Genomic DNA, 14280 nt, shown 5'->3' on the forward strand with positions numbered 1-14280 from the left:
CCGGATACGGTAAAGAACGTGCCACGAATCAGACACGGTCTCGGCATGATCGCCGCCCTTCTCGTGACCGGATGCGGGCCGGGCATCGGCGCGAGCCCGGCGCCCTCGCCCCGCGCGTCGGCGCCGGTGTCGGCCAAGCCGTCCGCCACGCCGTCCGCCACGCCGTCCGCCGCGCCGGCGTCGGCCACGCCGTCGGCACGGCCCTCGGGGAGCCTGGCCGAGCGGACGCTCGCGGAGATGAGCCTGCGCGACAAGGTGGCACAGCTCTTCACCATCGTGGTGTGGGGTCAGAAGGCCGGCGCGGCGAGCAAGGAGAACGAGGCACGGTACGGCGTGGCCACGCCGGCGCAGGTCGTGGAGAAGTTCCGCCCCGGCGGGGTGATCCTGTTCGACTGGGCGGGCAACGTCTCCGGCGCGAGCCAGGTGGCCGCGCTCACCACCGGCCTGCGCGAGGCGGCGGCCAAGGCGGGCAACGCGCCGCTGATGATCGGCGTGGACCAGGAGAACGGCCTGGTCTCCCGGCTCAAGTCCGTCGTCACCACGTTTCCCGGCGCGTCGGACATCGGGAAGACCCGCAAGCCGGCGAACGCGCGCGACGTCGCCAGGGCGACCGGGGAGGAGCTGCGCGACCTCGGCATCTCGCTCGACTTCGCGCCGGTCGCCGACGTCAACATCAACCCGCGCAACCCCGTGATCGGCCCCCGCGCGTACGGCGCCGACCCGGGGAAGGTGGCCGCGATGGTCGGGGCGGCGGTGGACGGCTTCCACGCGGCGGGTGTGGCCTCCGTCGCCAAGCACTTCCCCGGCCACGGGGACACCTCGGTCGACAGCCACACGGGGCTGCCGGTCATCACTCACTCGAAGTCACAGTGGCGGAAGCTGGACGCGCCGCCGTTCCGGGAGGCGATCGCGCACGGGGTGGACGCGATCATGTCGGCGCACCTGGTGATGCCGAAGCTCGACCCCTCGGGCGACCCCGCCACGCTGTCCCCCCGCATCCTCACCGGCCTGCTCCGCGACGAGCTCGGCTTCGACGGCGTGATCAGCACCGACGCGCTCGACATGGCCGGGGTGCGCAAGAAGTACGGCGACGCCGAGGTCGCCGTGCGGGCCGTGCTCGCCGGTGCCGACATCCTCCTCATGCCGCCGAACCTGCCCAAGGCGTACGACGCCGTCCTCGCCGCGGTGAAGTCGGGCCGGATCTCCGAACGCAGGATCGACCAGTCGGTGCTGCGGATCCTGCGGCTGAAGGAGAAGCGCGGCCTCTTCGGCCCGATCCGCACCGACCCCGGCGCGGTGAGGTCCGCCGCCCACCTCAAGATCGCAAAGCGCGTCTTCGCCGCCGTCAAGTGACGTCAGGCGCGTCCTCCGCGTCCTCGACCGGCTCGTCGGGGTCGGTGTAGTCGAAATACACCGTGATGGACGGCCAGTCGGCGCCGTCGTCGGTGATCTCGTTGTGCATGATCAGGTCGTACACCTCGATCTGGCCCAGCTCCTCGATCGTGGTCGCGACCCGGCGGAGCAGCGCGGGAATGCTGTCCTGGCCGATCCCTTCGGGATTGTTCTGGGTGAAGTGGTGCATTCGATTAGTGATCGGCTTGGTCACGAAGATCCCCACCGGCGCTTCTTCTTGCCCTGATTGCTCTGGTTCTGCTGGCCCTGCTGCTGATTCTGCTGCCGGCTCGACTGGTCCGTCTGGGTGCCGCGCTTCTGCGCGTTGCGCTCACCGTCGAGCTTCTCACCGGTCTTCACCTTCTGCTCCGCCGCCTTGGCCGCCTTCCTGTCGTACGGCTGACCGGCCTTCTTGGCGTCCAGCGCGGCCTGCTCGGCGGGGGAGAGCTGTGGGCCGGTCTGCCGGGAGTAGGGCTTGCGGCTCCTGGCCATGTCGAGCTTGACGCCGCCGCGGGGCCCCGCCGTGCCCGTCGTCCGCACCGGCGCTCCCCGCAGCGGGACGTGGGGGCCGCCCGCTCCCGCCAGGGACGGGCCACCGCCGAAGGGGCCGCGGGTGTTCTTGAGGATGCGTTCCAGCGGTTCGGTGATGTGCCGCGTGACGGCCGGGGCCAGCACCCGGGCCCCGCCCTCCTCGGCCTCCCTGAGGATCTTCCGCATGGCGTAGCGGGTGGCGAGAAGCCCGGCCGTGGCCGAGGCCGCGGCGAACGGACCGCCCGCGACGAGGACCGAGGCCAGCCTCGTCGCGTCCGCGACGGCCTGGCTGATGATGGCCACCTTCGTGGCGGTCACCGCGGTGGCGGTGCCTTCGAGCACCGCCGGCGCGTACGCGGCGGCCCCGACGGCCGTGCGGAGGTGTTCTGCGGTGCCGGCCTTGTTCCAGTTGGTATGCATCGCGTCGGCGGACACGCCCTGGTAGACGCCCGGCAGCCGCCTGACCTCGTTCTCCGCGCCGGCTCCTCCGGAGGCGGCGCCGGCCTGCACGACCTGCCAGGGGCGGATTTCCGCGCGGATGTCGGCCTCGTCGATCTTCGGGAAGTTGACCAGGCTCGCGATCGGCTGCGCCCAGTCGGGCGGCATCAGGCCCATGTGAGGCCCGCCTCGTCGGCGGCCGTCGAGATCTGGCGCCCCGCGTCGCCCTCGGCGTCCGACACCCGCCGGCTCGCGACCGCGAGCGCGTCTCCGTGGCCGCTCACATTCCCCCCGAGGTGCGCGTACGCCTCGACGGCGGTCAGGGCGCCGCGGTTGTAGGCGGCCACGAAGGCGCCGAACAGGCCGTCGTCGCCCCACGAGGCGGAGCCCGCCCGCTCGCGCAGATGAACGAGGGCGGTCACGAACTCGTCGCCGTGCTCGGTCAGGCGAAGGGAAGTGCTGTTCACACCGCTGTGCTCGATGCCAAGTTCCCCGTGCATGCGCCGCACGTTAGCATGACCCGCGAATTACGGACGGGTGAATTGCACAGTAAAAGCCTTTTGTTCTTTTTATGGAGGAACGCTTGTCCTTGTCGTTTCCGGGCGGCAGTGATCTGGAGCTGCTGGAACAAATGATTCGCCAGGCCGAGGACGTCATGCGCGGCCTCGCGGACATCCAGGCCCAGATCCGGCGGGTCACCGGCGAAGGGGAGGCCGCCGACGGCCAGGTGCGGGCCAGGGCCGACGGCCGGGGACAGGTGACCGCGATCATCCTGGACCCCCGGGTCATGCGGCTCGACTCGGCCGTCTTGAGCGCGGAGGTCACGAGGGCGGCCAGGACCGCCCAGGACGCCGCGAAGGAACGGACGGACGAGCTCGTCGCCGCCGCCCATACCAGGGCGACCGGGCTGGCCGCCCCGCTCGACGAGACGTTCGTGCGTTATCGGTTCGATCAGCTCGCGCAGGAGCTGGACGCGGGACCGGACGCCTTCGCCCCCGATCGGCGCGAAACCGGCGACCTGGAGCAGGACGCGCGGCGGGCCGAGCGGATCGAGTCCTGGCTGGCGGACGGGGAGCGCGAGATCGAGGCCGTCACCGGTCGCGGCCGGGCGGCGGACGGCCGGATCCAGGCCGTCACGACGGCGCACGGCCTGGTGCGCGAGGTCGTCATCGAGCCTCGTGCCATGCGCCTGCCCAGCCGGACGCTGGCCGAGGAGCTCCTGCTGGCCCTGCGCCGGGCGCAGGAGGACGCGGAACAGCAGTGCCGTCAGATGGTGAACGACGCGCTGCGGGAGCTGGCGCCCGGCGAGTCGTTCGGCCCGGACGCCGTCGACGAGTGGTTCGGCGGGTTGCTCAAGCCGTTCGAGCGGCCCTGCTGACCACTCCCTATATTTGTAGGCACGTCGGCTGGGAGGCGCGGTGCTCAAGGGTGTGCTGATCGACTGGGGCGGGGTTCTGACCACGAGCCTGGCCGAGTCGATCGCGGAGTGGATCGAGGCGGACCGGATCGATCCCCGGCACTACCGGGACGTGATGCGCGCGCTGGTCGCGCAGGCATACCGGGCCGGCGTCGAGCCGGGCGGGGAGAACCCGATCCACGCGCTCGAACGCGGCGAGATCCCGGTCCTGGAGTTCGAGCGCGCCCTGGCGGCCCGGCTGGTGACCCTCGACGGCGGACCGCCGGAGGCCGACGGCCTGCTGACCCGGATGTTCGCCGGGTTCCGGCCGGTCGAGGAGATGAACGAGATGCTCCGCCAGGCCCGGGCGGCCGGGCTCGGCACCTGCCTGGTGTCCAACTCCTGGGGCGACCACTATTCGCGGGAGGACTGGGAGGCCCTCTTCGACGCGGTCGTCATCTCGGGAGAGGTCGGCATGCGCAAGCCCGAGGAGCGGATCTTCCGGCATGCGCTCGGCCTGCTGGGGCTCGACGCGGGGCAGTGCGTGTTCGTCGACGACATCGAGGCGAACATCGTGGCGGCCCGCGCGATCGGCCTGGTCGGCGTCCACCACAGCGATCCCGCGGAGACCATCGCCGAGATGGAGCGCCTGTTCGGCCTGCCTCTCCGCGAGCCCGGCGCCGCCGCCCGTCCATAGCCGCAAGATTGATTCGAGGAACGCATGCGCGTTTATCTGCCGTCCACCATCCCCGCGCTGGCGCGCATCGTCGCCGCGGGGGAGCTGGGCCCGGCCCCGCTGACCGGGTTCGCGGTCACCCCCGCGCTGATCGAGTGGTACGCCTCGGGCGACACCGAGGAGCTGGAGTACGTCGCGCTGACCGAGGCCGCCCGGGCCTCCCTGCGCATGCTGGCCGCCGACCGCGCGGACGGCGCCCAGACGGCCGCCCGGCGTGTGGTCATCGCGGCCGAGGTGCCCGACGAGACGGTGAAGACCGGGGCCGACCTGGAGGAGCGCGCCCGGGTGCGGGTGCTGGAGCCGGTCCCGATGCGGCTGGTCGCCGCCGTCCACGTGGACGACGCCGACGCCCTGCCCGACGTGGAGGCGGCCATCGCGGCGCTGCCCGCGGCCGACGGCGGGGACGACGACGCGCAGTTCGTCGTGGACGGCGCGGAGGACCACGAGCTGCTGTGGTACGCGACCCAGGAGATCCCCGACCTGCTCACCTGAGCTTCACGGATCTGTCACACCCGGCGTCTAAGCTGGGGGACAAGATGACACACATTGTTTGGGACTGGAACGGGACGCTCTTCCACGACATCGACGCCGTCGTCGGCGCGACCAACGAGCTCTTCGTGCCGTACGGCCTGGGGCCGTACGACGCGGACGGCTTCCGCGAGGTGTACACCCGCCCCATCTGGGTGGCGTACGAGCGGATGCTCGGCCGGCCGCTCAGGGAAGGCGAATGGGAACTGCTCGACGCGGGCTTCCACGAGCACTATCACCGCCTGATGGAGGCGTGCAGCCTCGCCGAGGGTGCGGTGTCGAGCCTGCGCGCCTGGCAGGAGTCGGGCCGAACGCAGTCGCTGCTGTCCATGTGGGGCCACGAACGGCTGGTCCGCAAGACCGGCGAGTTCGGCATCGACGGCCACTTCACCCGGATCGACGGCTCGCGCTCGGCGACCGGCGGCCACAAGGCCGAGCACATGGTGGAGCACCTGCGTGCGCTCGGCCTCGACTCGGCGAAGGTCGTGGTCATCGGTGACAGCGTGGACGACGCCCACGCGGCCCAGCACGTCGGCGCCCGCGCCATCCTCTACACCGGCGGCATGACCAAGCGGTCGGAGCTGGAGGGCGTCGGCGTCCCCGTGGTGGACACGCTGGCCGACGCCCTCGATCTCGTCTGATCAGCGGGCCTGGCGTTCCTCCTCCAGCAGCCATCGGGGTTTGGCCCTGCGCGGCGGCCGGTAGAGCCGCTTGACCGCCACACCTCCGACGACGAACGACGCGAAGAGGAACAGGCCGGTGATCGCGTCCCAGGTCTCCTGGCCGGAGACCCGGGTGTAGGCGAGCATCACGGCCCACATCGCGAACATCACGGCCCCGGGGAGCTGCGCGAACGGCAGGTTGCGCAGCTCCTTGGGGAGGTCGGCGCCGTCCGCCCCGCTTGGCGCCGCGCGTCTCGATCCGGTCGGCCTTGGCGTCGCACCACATGCTCCGCCCGTTGCCCCCGGTCGGCAGCTCGTACTGCTCGGGCTCGCCGGTTCGCTACCCGTCCCGTCTGGGAGGGGTTATCAAGGCGGTTGTGGATACACCGGACACTCCGCGTGGGCCGTACGCTGAGCACGATCCACACCGCACCCCCACGGAGGCCGCGATCAACCGCCTCGTTCTCTGGAACATCGACCTGACGCTCGTCGACGTCGCCATCGTCACCCGCGACGCCTACGCGGACGCGTTCCGGATGGTGACAGGGCGACCGCTGGTCAAGCTCGCACCGGCGCTGGGCCGCCCCGACTCGGAGATCATCTTCGAGACCCTGGCCGTCAACGGCATCGCCGTCGAGGACTATCACCTGCCGAGATTCGTCGACGCGCTGGCCGTCTGCTTCGCGGAGCGGCGCGGGCGGCTGTCCAAGGACGGCCGCGCGCTGCCCGGCGCCAAGGACGCGCTCAAGGCCGTGTCACGCCTCGACGGCGTCGTGCAGTCGGTGCTCACCGGCACCATCAAGAGCAATGCCGTGCACAAGCTCAAGGCGTTCGGGCTGGACAAGTGGATCGACGTCGAGGTGGGCGGCTACGGCGAGGAGGTCTATCCGAAGGCCACCCTGCTGCAGGTTTCGCAGGGGCGGGCCAAGGCCCGGTACGGCGCCGTCTTCACCGCGGGCAACACCGTCCTCATCGGCGATTCCACGCGTGACGTCCAGGCGGCGAAGATCGGTGGCGCGGCCATGATCGGCGTGGCGTCGGGTCGTTCCACGGCCGCCGAGCTGCGCGAGGCCGGCGCGGACATCGTGCTGTCCGACCTGTCCAACTCCTCCGAAGTCGTCGCGGCCGTCGCCCGCCTGACCACTCCGGCCGACCGTACGGCCCACTGACCCCGGACTCGATGGGGCGCCGACCGCATACGGGCGCGGCCTGAACGTTTCAGCGCCGCGGCCGCTCCAGATGACGTGGGTCCTTTCGGCCTCTACCGCGTCCGGCTGAACGTCCCCGGCCGGCCGTACTGAGCGTCGTCACGGTGCATTGCGGAGTCACAGTGCCTTGCGGAGTCACAGCGCCTTGAGGAAGCGGGCCGCGACGGGGGCCGCCATCTGTGCTCCGGTGCCGCCGCCCTCGACCACGACGGCGAAGGCCAGGTCGCCCTTGTAGCCGATGAACCACGAGTGCGTGGGCGGGTTCTTGCCGCCATCGGCCGAGCCGTATTCGGCGGTGCCGGTCTTGCCCGCCGTACCGGCGGGGAAGGAGATGCCGCTCGCGGTGCCCTCGCTGACGACGGCGGGCATGAGGCGGCGCAGCGCGGACACGACCGCGGGCTCCAGCGAGCGTGGGGGCGTGCCGCCCTCCGGGACGAGTGAGGCCGGGACCAGCCGGGGCTGCCGCCAGGTGCCGGCGGCGATGGCGCCGGCGACGGCGGCCATGTTCAGCGGGCTGGCCAGGACGCGCCCCTGGCCGATTGCCGCGGACGCGAGATCGGTGTCGTCATGCGGTGCTGGGAAGGCGGCGTCCACGGCGGGCACCCCGATCTTGATGCTGGCGCCGAAACCGAAGTCGGAGGCCACCTTGGACAGGCGATCGGCGCCGAGACGCCGCACCGCCATGTCGCCGAACGTCGTGTTGCACGAGTGGGCGAAGGCGTCGACGAAGCGCAGCGTGCCGTAGTCGTGGAACTCGGCGTTGTGGAACGGGAAGCCGCCGATCGTCTTCTCGGCCGGGCACTCGACGGTCTGGCCGGGCGTGACGCCACCGGCGACCAGGGCCGAGGCGGTCACGATCTTGAAAGTCGAGCCCGGGGGGTACGCGCCGAGCAGGGCGCGGTTGTATCCGCCCGGCTTGTTGACCACCGCGAGGACCTCGCCCGTGGAGGGGCGCAGCGCGACGAGCGAGGCGGGCTTGTCCACGCCCTCAAGGGCCTGCGCACCCGCCTGGTGCACCCGCAGGTCGAGGGTGGTCGAAAGCGGCTTGCCGGGCTTCGATCCGCCCTCGGCCAGTGTGGCGACCTTCGAGCCCGTACGGCTGTCGACCAGGTCGGCCCGGGCGGACGCGGTGCCGGTCAGGCGCGAGGCGTACTGCTCGCGCAGCCCCTCGACGATCTGCTGCACGGAGCCGGGGGCGTCCGGTGTGTCGATGCGGGTGCCGTCGGCGGCGGTGATCGGCGCGCGCTCGGCGGGCACGGTGGTGAGCTTGGCCCGGACACCGTTGCCCATCCGGGGATGGATGGCAGTCGAGGTCCATGCCACCTTCCAGGCGCGGTCGCTTTCGACCAGGTGCAGCCTCCCGTCGTACGCGATGGGCAGCGGGCCGGTCAGCCGCGCCCGGAACCGCACGGTGTCGTCCTGGACGCTCGTCACCTGGAATCGCTGCCCCGTGAGCTTCAGGTCGTCGTGGAAGCGGCGGTAGGTGCTTTCGAAGCCGGCCGGCGGGTCGGCGACGAGCGTCCGCATCGCCGCGTAGTCCGAGCGTGACCACGCCGCGAGGAAGTCCCGCGCGGTCTCCTCGGGTGATCCCTTCGTCCGCAGCGCCCACACCGTGACCCCCGCGGCCACTACCGGCACGAGCACCGCCGCCGTGACGTACGGCCAGCGCCTGCGCTCTCGCATGCGTCCCCCTTCGGATCGAGTGCACGCCATAGAGCAGCAGATCGACCGGAAGGATGTCCAATATGGATATCAACGTGCTTCATGTTCGGTTCGGATATGCTCCCAGCTCGTGGACTTGGTCCGGCATCTCGGCTACTTCCTGGTTGTGACGGAAGAGCTGCATTTCGGGAACGCGGCCGCGCGGCTGGGGATGGCCCAGCCGCCGCTGAGCCAGCGCATCAAGCGGCTGGAGGAGGAGCTGGGCGTGCGCCTGTTCGAGCGGTCGAGCCGGCGGGTGGCGCTGACGGAGGCGGGGCGGCTGCTGGTGCCCGAGGCCCGCGAGATCGTGGCCAGGGTCGAGCGGATGCGCGACCTCATGTCCGACCTCGCGCGTGGCGACGCGGCGGTGGTGCGGGCGGGCGTCCCCGCCGACCTGGGCGCCGCCGTGCTCGCCGCGCTCATCGCGGGGTTTCGCGAGCGCCGCCCCGACGTACGGCTGTCGCTGACCGAGATGGGCACGGCCGCGCAGGTCACCGCGTTGCTGGAGGGCAGGCTCGACGTCGGGCTGCTGCGGCATCCGGTCGCCGCGAACGGGCTCGCGTACGGGCCGGTGCTCGTCCGGCATCCGGGGGTCCTGCTGGCGGAGGACGACGAGCTGACCGCGTGGGCGACCGTGCACCTCGGCGACCTGGCCGGGCGCGACCTGGTGCTGTTCTCCCGGGACGCCGAGCCCGGCCTGTACGACGACACGCTGGCCTCGTGCCGCCGGGGCGGCTTCGTCCCCGCCGAGATCGTCTGCACCGACCGCGTGGAGTTCGCCCTCGGCCTGGTCCTTTCCGGCACGGCCGTCACGTTCGGCGCTCCTGCCGAGGTGCCGGGGGTGGTGTGGCGGCCCCTCGCGGGCGCGCCCCTGGCCTGGCGCTGCTCCCCGGCCTGGCGGGCCGAGCCGGGGCCGTACGTGCGAGACTTCACGACCGTGGCCGTACAGGTGCTGAAAGAGAGCGCCGGCATGGTGGACGAAGGTGTGCCGCCCGCGCCGCGCGTGGCGCCGCGCCCGGCGACCGGGTTCCTCGCATGACACCCGACATGACACGCGGCACGACGCGCGGCACCACACGCGACATGAGTCCCGGCATGAACCCGATGGAACGGGTCTTCCGGTCCGCCGGCGTCATGGGGTGGCTGCACGTGGTCGACATCGACGACGGGCGCGAGGTGGGCCTGCGTGCCGACGAGCCGGTGGTGCTCGCGTCGGTCTTCAAGGTGGCGCTGGTGCTGGAGCTGCACCGTCAGGCCGAGCGCGGGCTGTTCGACCTCACCGAGCGCGTCCGCGTGCCGGGCGCGGACCGTACGGGCGGGGGCACCGGGCTGGCGGCGATGCTGGACGACGCGACGCTGTCGCTGCGCGACCTGGCCTACCTGATGATGGCGGTGAGCGACAACACCGCGGCCGACGTGCTGCTCGCCCGGGTGGGCAGGGAGGCGGTCAACACGCTGCTCGACGGCCTCGGGCTGACGGCGACGCGGGTGACGCAGGACTGCCGCGAGATGCTCACCAGCCTGCGGGTGGACGCGGGTGTGGCGGACCAGTCGGACGTGAACCAGGCGTGCACCGACCCCGAGGTGGTGGCGCGCCTGAGCGCGCTCGACCCGGCGGTGGCCAACCGGAGCACGCCACGCGAGATGACCCGGCTGCTGTCCATGATCTGGCGGGACGAGGCGGCGGGAGCGGCCTCGTGCGCGGCGATCCGTCGTCTCATGGCGCTGCAGGTGTGGCCGCACCGGCTGGCCTCGGGGTTCCCGTTCGACGATGTCGCGGTGAGCGGCAAGACGGGCACGCTGCCCACGCTGCGCAACGAGATCGGGGTGGTGGAGTATCCCGACGGCGGGCGCTACGCCGTGGCCGTGTTCACCCGGTCGTACGGCACGGCGCAGAACCAGCCGCGGGCCGACGCCGCGATCGGGACCGCGGCGCGGATGGCGATCGACCAGCTCAGAACCCACATATGACAGGCCCTTTCTATGTGGGCGGGGAGGGTGACATGCGGCGCAAGCCTGGCAAAGATGGGGGCATGGTCGAGGAAGGCGCTCTGCTCTGGGAACCCACGCCCGACGTCGTACGTGCGGCCCGGATCACCCGTTACATGGAACGACTGGGCCGTACGGGGGACTACGAGGACGTCTGGAAGTGGTCGGTCGAGTCTCCGGCCGACTTCTGGACCTCCATATGGGACTACTTCGGCGTGGTCGGTACGCGTGGCGACGGGCCCGTCATCCGGGGAACGATGCCGGATGCCGAATGGTTCACAGGATCGGCCCTGAACTACGCCGAGAACGCGCTGCGCGGCCACCCCGGCCGGACGGCGGTGATTTTCCGCAACGAATCGGGCAGCCGTTGGCAGTACTCGCTCGGCGAGCTCCGCGAGGAGGTCGCCCGCGTCCGGGCGGGCCTCGTACGGCTGGGCGTGGGGCGTGGTGACCGGGTCGCCGCCTATGTCCCGAACGTCCCGGAAGCCCTCATCGCCTTCCTGGCCACCGCCTCGCTCGGGGCGATCTGGTCCTCCTGCTCGCCCGACTTCGGCGCGCCCAGCGTGACCGACCGGTTCGCGCAGATCGAGCCGAAGGTGCTCATCGCCGTGGACGGTTACCGCTACGGCGGCAAGGCGTACGACCGGTCGCAGGTGGTGCGCGAGATCGCCGGCAAGCTGCCGACGCTGGAGGCGACCGTCTGGATTCCCACGCTCCTCGAAGGCGCGCCCGATAACGGCGTGAGCTGGGACGACCTGCGGGCCGAGACCGCGCCGCTGGAGTTCGAGCGGGTGCCGTTCGGCCATCCGCTGTGGGTGCTGTACTCGTCCGGCACCACCGGCCTGCCCAAGCCCATCGTGCACGGCCACGGCGGCATCGTGCTGGAGCATCTCAAGTCGTTGTCCTTCCACCAGGACCTCGGCGAGGGGGATGTGTTCTTCTGGTACACCACTACCGGCTGGATGATGTGGAACTACCTCATCGGCGGCCTGCTGGTGGGGTCCACCGTCCTGCTGTACGACGGCAGCGCGGCCCATCCCGACACCGGCGCCCTGTGGCGGGTCGCCGCCGAGGAAGGCGTGACGTACTTCGGCACCGGCGCGCCGTACATCATGGCGTCGATGAAGGCCGGGGTGAAGCCGCAGGGGCTCGACCGGCTGCGCGGGATCGGCTCGACCGGCTCGCCGCTGCCGCCCGAGGGGTTCGCCTGGGTCTACTCGGACGTGAAGCCCGACGTGCAGCTCGGCTCGTTCTCCGGCGGCACCGACGTGTGCACCGGGTTCGTGGGCGCGGTGCCGCTGCTGCCGATCCGGGCCGGCGTGATCCCGTGCCGCTGCCTCGGCGCGTCGGTCGAGTCGTTCGACCCCGCGGGCGCCTCGATCGTGGGCGAGGTGGGGGAGCTCGTCATCACCCGGCCCATGCCGTCGATGCCGGTCATGTTCTGGAACGACCCCTTGGGTGACCGCTACCGGGAGTCGTACTTCGCCGACTACCCGGGCGTCTGGCGGCACGGCGACTGGATCAAGATCCTCCCCGACGGGGGTTGCGTGATCTACGGCCGTTCCGACTCCACCCTCAACCGCGGCGGCGTACGGATGGGCACCAGCGAGTTCTACCGCGTCGTGGAGCGGTTCGACGAGATCGCCGACAGCCTGGTCATCGACACCGGGCAGCTCGGCCAGGAGGGCAGGCTGCTGCTGTTCGTCACCCTGGCCGAGGGCGCGGAGCTGTCCGACGAGCTGGTGTCTCGCCTGCGTACGGCCCTGCGCACCGAGCTTTCTCCCCGGCACGTGCCCGACGAGATCCATGTGGTCCCCGGCATCCCGAGGACGCTGTCGGGCAAGAAGCTGGAGGTCCCGGTGCGGAAGATCCTGCTCGGCACCCCCGTCGAGAAGGCCGCCAACCCCGACGCCATGGCCAACCCCGAGGTCCTCGCCCACTTCACGCCGCAGCAGTAGAACGGCCGTCTATATAAGTGCACTTATAAGAAGTGCACTTATATAGATTCTCCGAGCCCGGCGGCGCGCTCAGACCGTCAGCACATGGACGTCATACTTGGGAATCCGGCCGTCTCTGGTGATTAAGGAGAGTCCTTCGTGGCGGGCCTGAGCGATCAGCAGCCGGTCGAAGGGATCGCGGTGAAGGAGTGGTACCTGAGTTGGCTCAATTTAGTGCGCACCTTCGGGGCTGCGGATCTGCTTGAGTGCGTCGCGTAGGTCTGTGGGCAGGGGGTCGGCGGCGGTCAGGACGTGGTTGCCGGCTTGGATATGGACGGTGCGGTAGCGGCGGGCGGTGCGGATGAACTTCTTGATCGACCATCCGGTCCGTGCTTCGATCCACCGGCCGACCGCCAGGGCGGCGAACACGATCGTCAGGTGCGCGTCGATGGACTCGCGTTTGTGGTGGTAGATCGGCCGGGCTTTGAGGTCGTGCTTGCTCATCCGGAAGGACTTTTCGATCTCGAACAGCCGGTGGTAGGAGCTGATGACGAACTCGGCGGTGATGGGTGTCCCGTCCGGGCAGGCGGCGAGATTGGTGATGTAGCCCTTGAGCCCGGCCAGGGCCTTGGCCTTGTCCACCAGCTCGGTGTTGACGCTCTTGGTGGCGCCGGACAGCTTGATGAACCGGTTGCGCTTGACCGGTGCCTGCCCGTCGACGGCGCGCTGGGCCTTGGCGACCTGCTCGTCGATGCCGCGCAGCGTGCGCCGGGCCCGCTCAGCCCGGTACTGGTAGTAGATCATCTGGTCGCGGCGGGGCCGGCTCGATCCCGACGGCCAGGGCTGGATGAAGATGTGCCCGTCGGGGATCGGGGTGCCGGGGTGCTCGCGCCGCCACTGCGTGACCGCATACGGCACCTCGGGGATCTTCATGCCGAGGATGAACGACAGCCCAGCGGCTTCGATGGCCTGCTTGTTGGCTTCGGAGATCATCCCGGCGTCGGCCACGATCGTGACGTCCGGCAGGTCGTGGGCCGCCATGAACCCTTCGATCACCGGGAGCATGGTGTGGGTCTCGGCCTTGTTGCCCTCGAAGGCGGTCACCATGAGCGGGAACCCGGAGGAGTCGGTGAGCAGCCCGATCGTGATCTGCGGGTCCAGGCGGCGTTCCTTGGAGAAGCCCGGCTCGCGGAACCCATCCCCGGCGTCGGTCTCGAAGTACAAGGTCGACACGTCGTACAGGACCAGGCTGGCCGGCCCGAGGCGGGTGTGGGCCGCGCACGCACCGGCCAGGGCCTGGCGCCACTGCGGTGTGGCGTAGTCCGGCAGGCGGCGTTTCACCGTGGCATACGACACCGGAGCGATCCCGGCCTCGGCGAGCACGCGCAGGCTGTCGTGTTTGCTCGTCGGTTCGATCACCCGCGCGAGCACCAGCTGCCGGAATACCTCATCGCCTCCGGCTGCGGCAGCAAATCCCAGCGTGTCGTAGGCGCGGGACAGCGCGTCCCACAGGTGTTCCATCCGCGAGCTGACGATCTCCAGCGGCCCGCCCGCTGCCGGCCCGTCGTCCAGCCCCAGGTCCAGTTCTTGCTGGCCGGTGGCCAGCCGCTGACGCGCCACCGCCTTGAGCGTCTCCAGTTCGGCGTCGTCGTGCGCCGACCCGATGTGCTCGATCTCCCGCGATCCGCGGCGGGAGGAGTGGACGATCTGCACTGCCCGGGCGCCTGAGGCCGTCTTCACCGTCCGCACGTACGGAGACACG

At 70.9% G+C, this 14280-nt stretch carries 16 protein-coding genes; 9 read left to right on the forward strand and 7 right to left on the reverse strand.

Going from position 1 to position 14280, the window contains the following annotated elements; translation table 11 throughout:
* The first annotated feature begins 18 nt into the window (after nucleotides 1-18).
* A complete protein-coding gene (locus OHB01_RS17710; protein ID WP_328855676.1) occupies nucleotides 19-1353 on the forward strand; it encodes a glycoside hydrolase family 3 protein in 1335 nt (444 codons plus the stop codon).
* Here OHB01_RS17710 and OHB01_RS17715 read toward each other — a convergent pair.
* From OHB01_RS17715 to OHB01_RS17725, 3 genes are read right to left on the reverse strand one after another with little or no spacing between them, the layout of a single operon-like run.
* Complete coding sequence (locus tag OHB01_RS17715) at nucleotides 1346-1618, reverse strand: hypothetical protein (protein WP_222709641.1); 273 nt, start codon at nucleotides 1616-1618, stop codon at nucleotides 1346-1348. The genes OHB01_RS17710 and OHB01_RS17715 overlap by 8 nt on opposite strands.
* Nucleotides 1603-2529 (reverse strand): hypothetical protein, encoded by a 927-nt coding sequence (locus tag OHB01_RS17720; RefSeq protein ID WP_328855677.1) that lies wholly within the window; start codon nucleotides 2527-2529, stop codon nucleotides 1603-1605. The genes OHB01_RS17715 and OHB01_RS17720 overlap by 16 nt, the downstream gene beginning before the upstream one ends.
* On the reverse strand, nucleotides 2529-2861 hold the full coding sequence (locus OHB01_RS17725; RefSeq protein ID WP_328855678.1) for a hypothetical protein: 333 nt from the start codon (nucleotides 2859-2861) through the stop codon (nucleotides 2529-2531). The genes OHB01_RS17720 and OHB01_RS17725 overlap by 1 nt, the downstream gene beginning before the upstream one ends.
* Before the next feature lie 131 nt (nucleotides 2862-2992).
* Here OHB01_RS17725 and OHB01_RS17730 point away from each other — a divergent pair, with 131 nt between their 5' ends.
* The 4 genes from OHB01_RS17730 to OHB01_RS17745 are packed head-to-tail and all read left to right on the forward strand — an operon-like array spanning nucleotide 2993 to nucleotide 5662.
* Complete coding sequence (locus OHB01_RS17730) at nucleotides 2993-3739, forward strand: YbaB/EbfC family nucleoid-associated protein (protein ID WP_328855679.1); 747 nt, start codon at nucleotides 2993-2995, stop codon at nucleotides 3737-3739.
* A gap of 40 nt (nucleotides 3740-3779) precedes the next feature.
* Complete coding sequence (locus OHB01_RS17735) at nucleotides 3780-4454, forward strand: HAD family hydrolase (protein ID WP_142648128.1); 675 nt, start codon at nucleotides 3780-3782, stop codon at nucleotides 4452-4454.
* A 24-nt stretch (nucleotides 4455-4478) separates the two neighbouring features.
* A complete protein-coding gene (locus tag OHB01_RS17740; protein ID WP_142648129.1) occupies nucleotides 4479-4985 on the forward strand; it encodes a DUF6912 family protein in 507 nt (168 codons plus the stop codon).
* Between the two features lie 44 nt (nucleotides 4986-5029).
* Complete coding sequence (locus OHB01_RS17745; RefSeq protein WP_142648130.1) at nucleotides 5030-5662, forward strand: HAD family hydrolase; 633 nt, start codon at nucleotides 5030-5032, stop codon at nucleotides 5660-5662.
* Here OHB01_RS17745 and OHB01_RS17750 read toward each other — a convergent pair whose 3' ends face one another.
* A complete protein-coding gene (locus tag OHB01_RS17750) occupies nucleotides 5663-5851 on the reverse strand; it encodes a hypothetical protein (RefSeq protein WP_147944438.1) in 189 nt (62 codons plus the stop codon).
* A 281-nt stretch (nucleotides 5852-6132) separates the two neighbouring features.
* On the opposite strand from OHB01_RS17750, the gene OHB01_RS17755 reads away from it, so the two are divergent.
* Entirely contained in the window at nucleotides 6133-6852 is a 720-nt protein-coding gene (locus OHB01_RS17755; RefSeq protein WP_261985929.1) for an HAD family hydrolase, read from the forward strand.
* Between the two features lie 174 nt (nucleotides 6853-7026).
* Here the strand turns inward: OHB01_RS17755 and OHB01_RS17760 are convergent, their stop codons facing one another.
* Complete coding sequence (locus OHB01_RS17760) at nucleotides 7027-8574, reverse strand: penicillin-binding transpeptidase domain-containing protein (RefSeq protein ID WP_147944436.1); 1548 nt, start codon at nucleotides 8572-8574, stop codon at nucleotides 7027-7029.
* Nucleotides 8575-8683: 109 nt separating this feature from the next.
* Here OHB01_RS17760 and OHB01_RS17765 point away from each other — a divergent pair, with 109 nt between their 5' ends.
* From OHB01_RS17765 to OHB01_RS17775, 3 genes are all read left to right on the forward strand, one after another.
* Entirely contained in the window at nucleotides 8684-9631 is a 948-nt protein-coding gene (locus tag OHB01_RS17765) for a LysR substrate-binding domain-containing protein (protein ID WP_142648133.1), read from the forward strand.
* An 8-nt stretch (nucleotides 9632-9639) separates the two neighbouring features.
* Entirely contained in the window at nucleotides 9640-10563 is a 924-nt protein-coding gene (locus tag OHB01_RS17770) for a serine hydrolase (protein WP_240971470.1), read from the forward strand.
* Between the two features lie 62 nt (nucleotides 10564-10625).
* The gene (locus tag OHB01_RS17775) at nucleotides 10626-12539 is read left to right on the forward strand and encodes an acetoacetate--CoA ligase (RefSeq protein WP_142648134.1); all 1914 of its coding nucleotides are present in this window, start codon (nucleotides 10626-10628) and stop codon (nucleotides 12537-12539) included.
* Between the two features lie 69 nt (nucleotides 12540-12608).
* Here the strand turns inward: OHB01_RS17775 and OHB01_RS39915 are convergent, their stop codons facing one another.
* On the reverse strand, nucleotides 12609-12749 hold the full coding sequence (locus OHB01_RS39915; RefSeq protein ID WP_419197589.1) for a PIN domain-containing protein: 141 nt from the start codon (nucleotides 12747-12749) through the stop codon (nucleotides 12609-12611).
* Nucleotides 12750-14279, reverse strand: coding sequence for an IS1634 family transposase (locus tag OHB01_RS17780; RefSeq protein ID WP_419197579.1), 1530 nt, complete (start codon nucleotides 14277-14279; stop codon nucleotides 12750-12752). It lies immediately after the preceding gene.
* Nucleotide 14280 lies beyond the last annotated feature (1 nt).

The organism is Microbispora hainanensis, from assembly GCF_036186745.1.
Classification (GTDB): domain Bacteria; phylum Actinomycetota; class Actinomycetes; order Streptosporangiales; family Streptosporangiaceae; genus Microbispora.

Coding starts and splice junctions, on each gene's coding strand:
- OHB01_RS17720 (WP_328855677.1), bottom strand. CDS start 2,529: ATGCCGCCCGACTGGGCGCAGCCGATCGCGAGCCTGGTCAACTTCCCG.
- OHB01_RS17725 (WP_328855678.1), bottom strand. CDS start 2,861: ATGCACGGGGAACTTGGCATCGAGCACAGCGGTGTGAACAGCACTTCC.
- OHB01_RS17730 (WP_328855679.1), top strand. CDS start 2,993: ATGATTCGCCAGGCCGAGGACGTCATGCGCGGCCTCGCGGACATCCAG.
- OHB01_RS17740 (WP_142648129.1), top strand. CDS start 4,479: ATGCGCGTTTATCTGCCGTCCACCATCCCCGCGCTGGCGCGCATCGTC.
- OHB01_RS17745 (WP_142648130.1), top strand. CDS start 5,030: ATGACACACATTGTTTGGGACTGGAACGGGACGCTCTTCCACGACATC.
- OHB01_RS17750 (WP_147944438.1), bottom strand. CDS start 5,851: ATGTTCGCGATGTGGGCCGTGATGCTCGCCTACACCCGGGTCTCCGGC.
- OHB01_RS17760 (WP_147944436.1), bottom strand. CDS start 8,574: ATGCGAGAGCGCAGGCGCTGGCCGTACGTCACGGCGGCGGTGCTCGTG.
- OHB01_RS17770 (WP_240971470.1), top strand. CDS start 9,640: ATGACACGCGGCACGACGCGCGGCACCACACGCGACATGAGTCCCGGC.
- OHB01_RS17775 (WP_142648134.1), top strand. CDS start 10,626: ATGGTCGAGGAAGGCGCTCTGCTCTGGGAACCCACGCCCGACGTCGTA.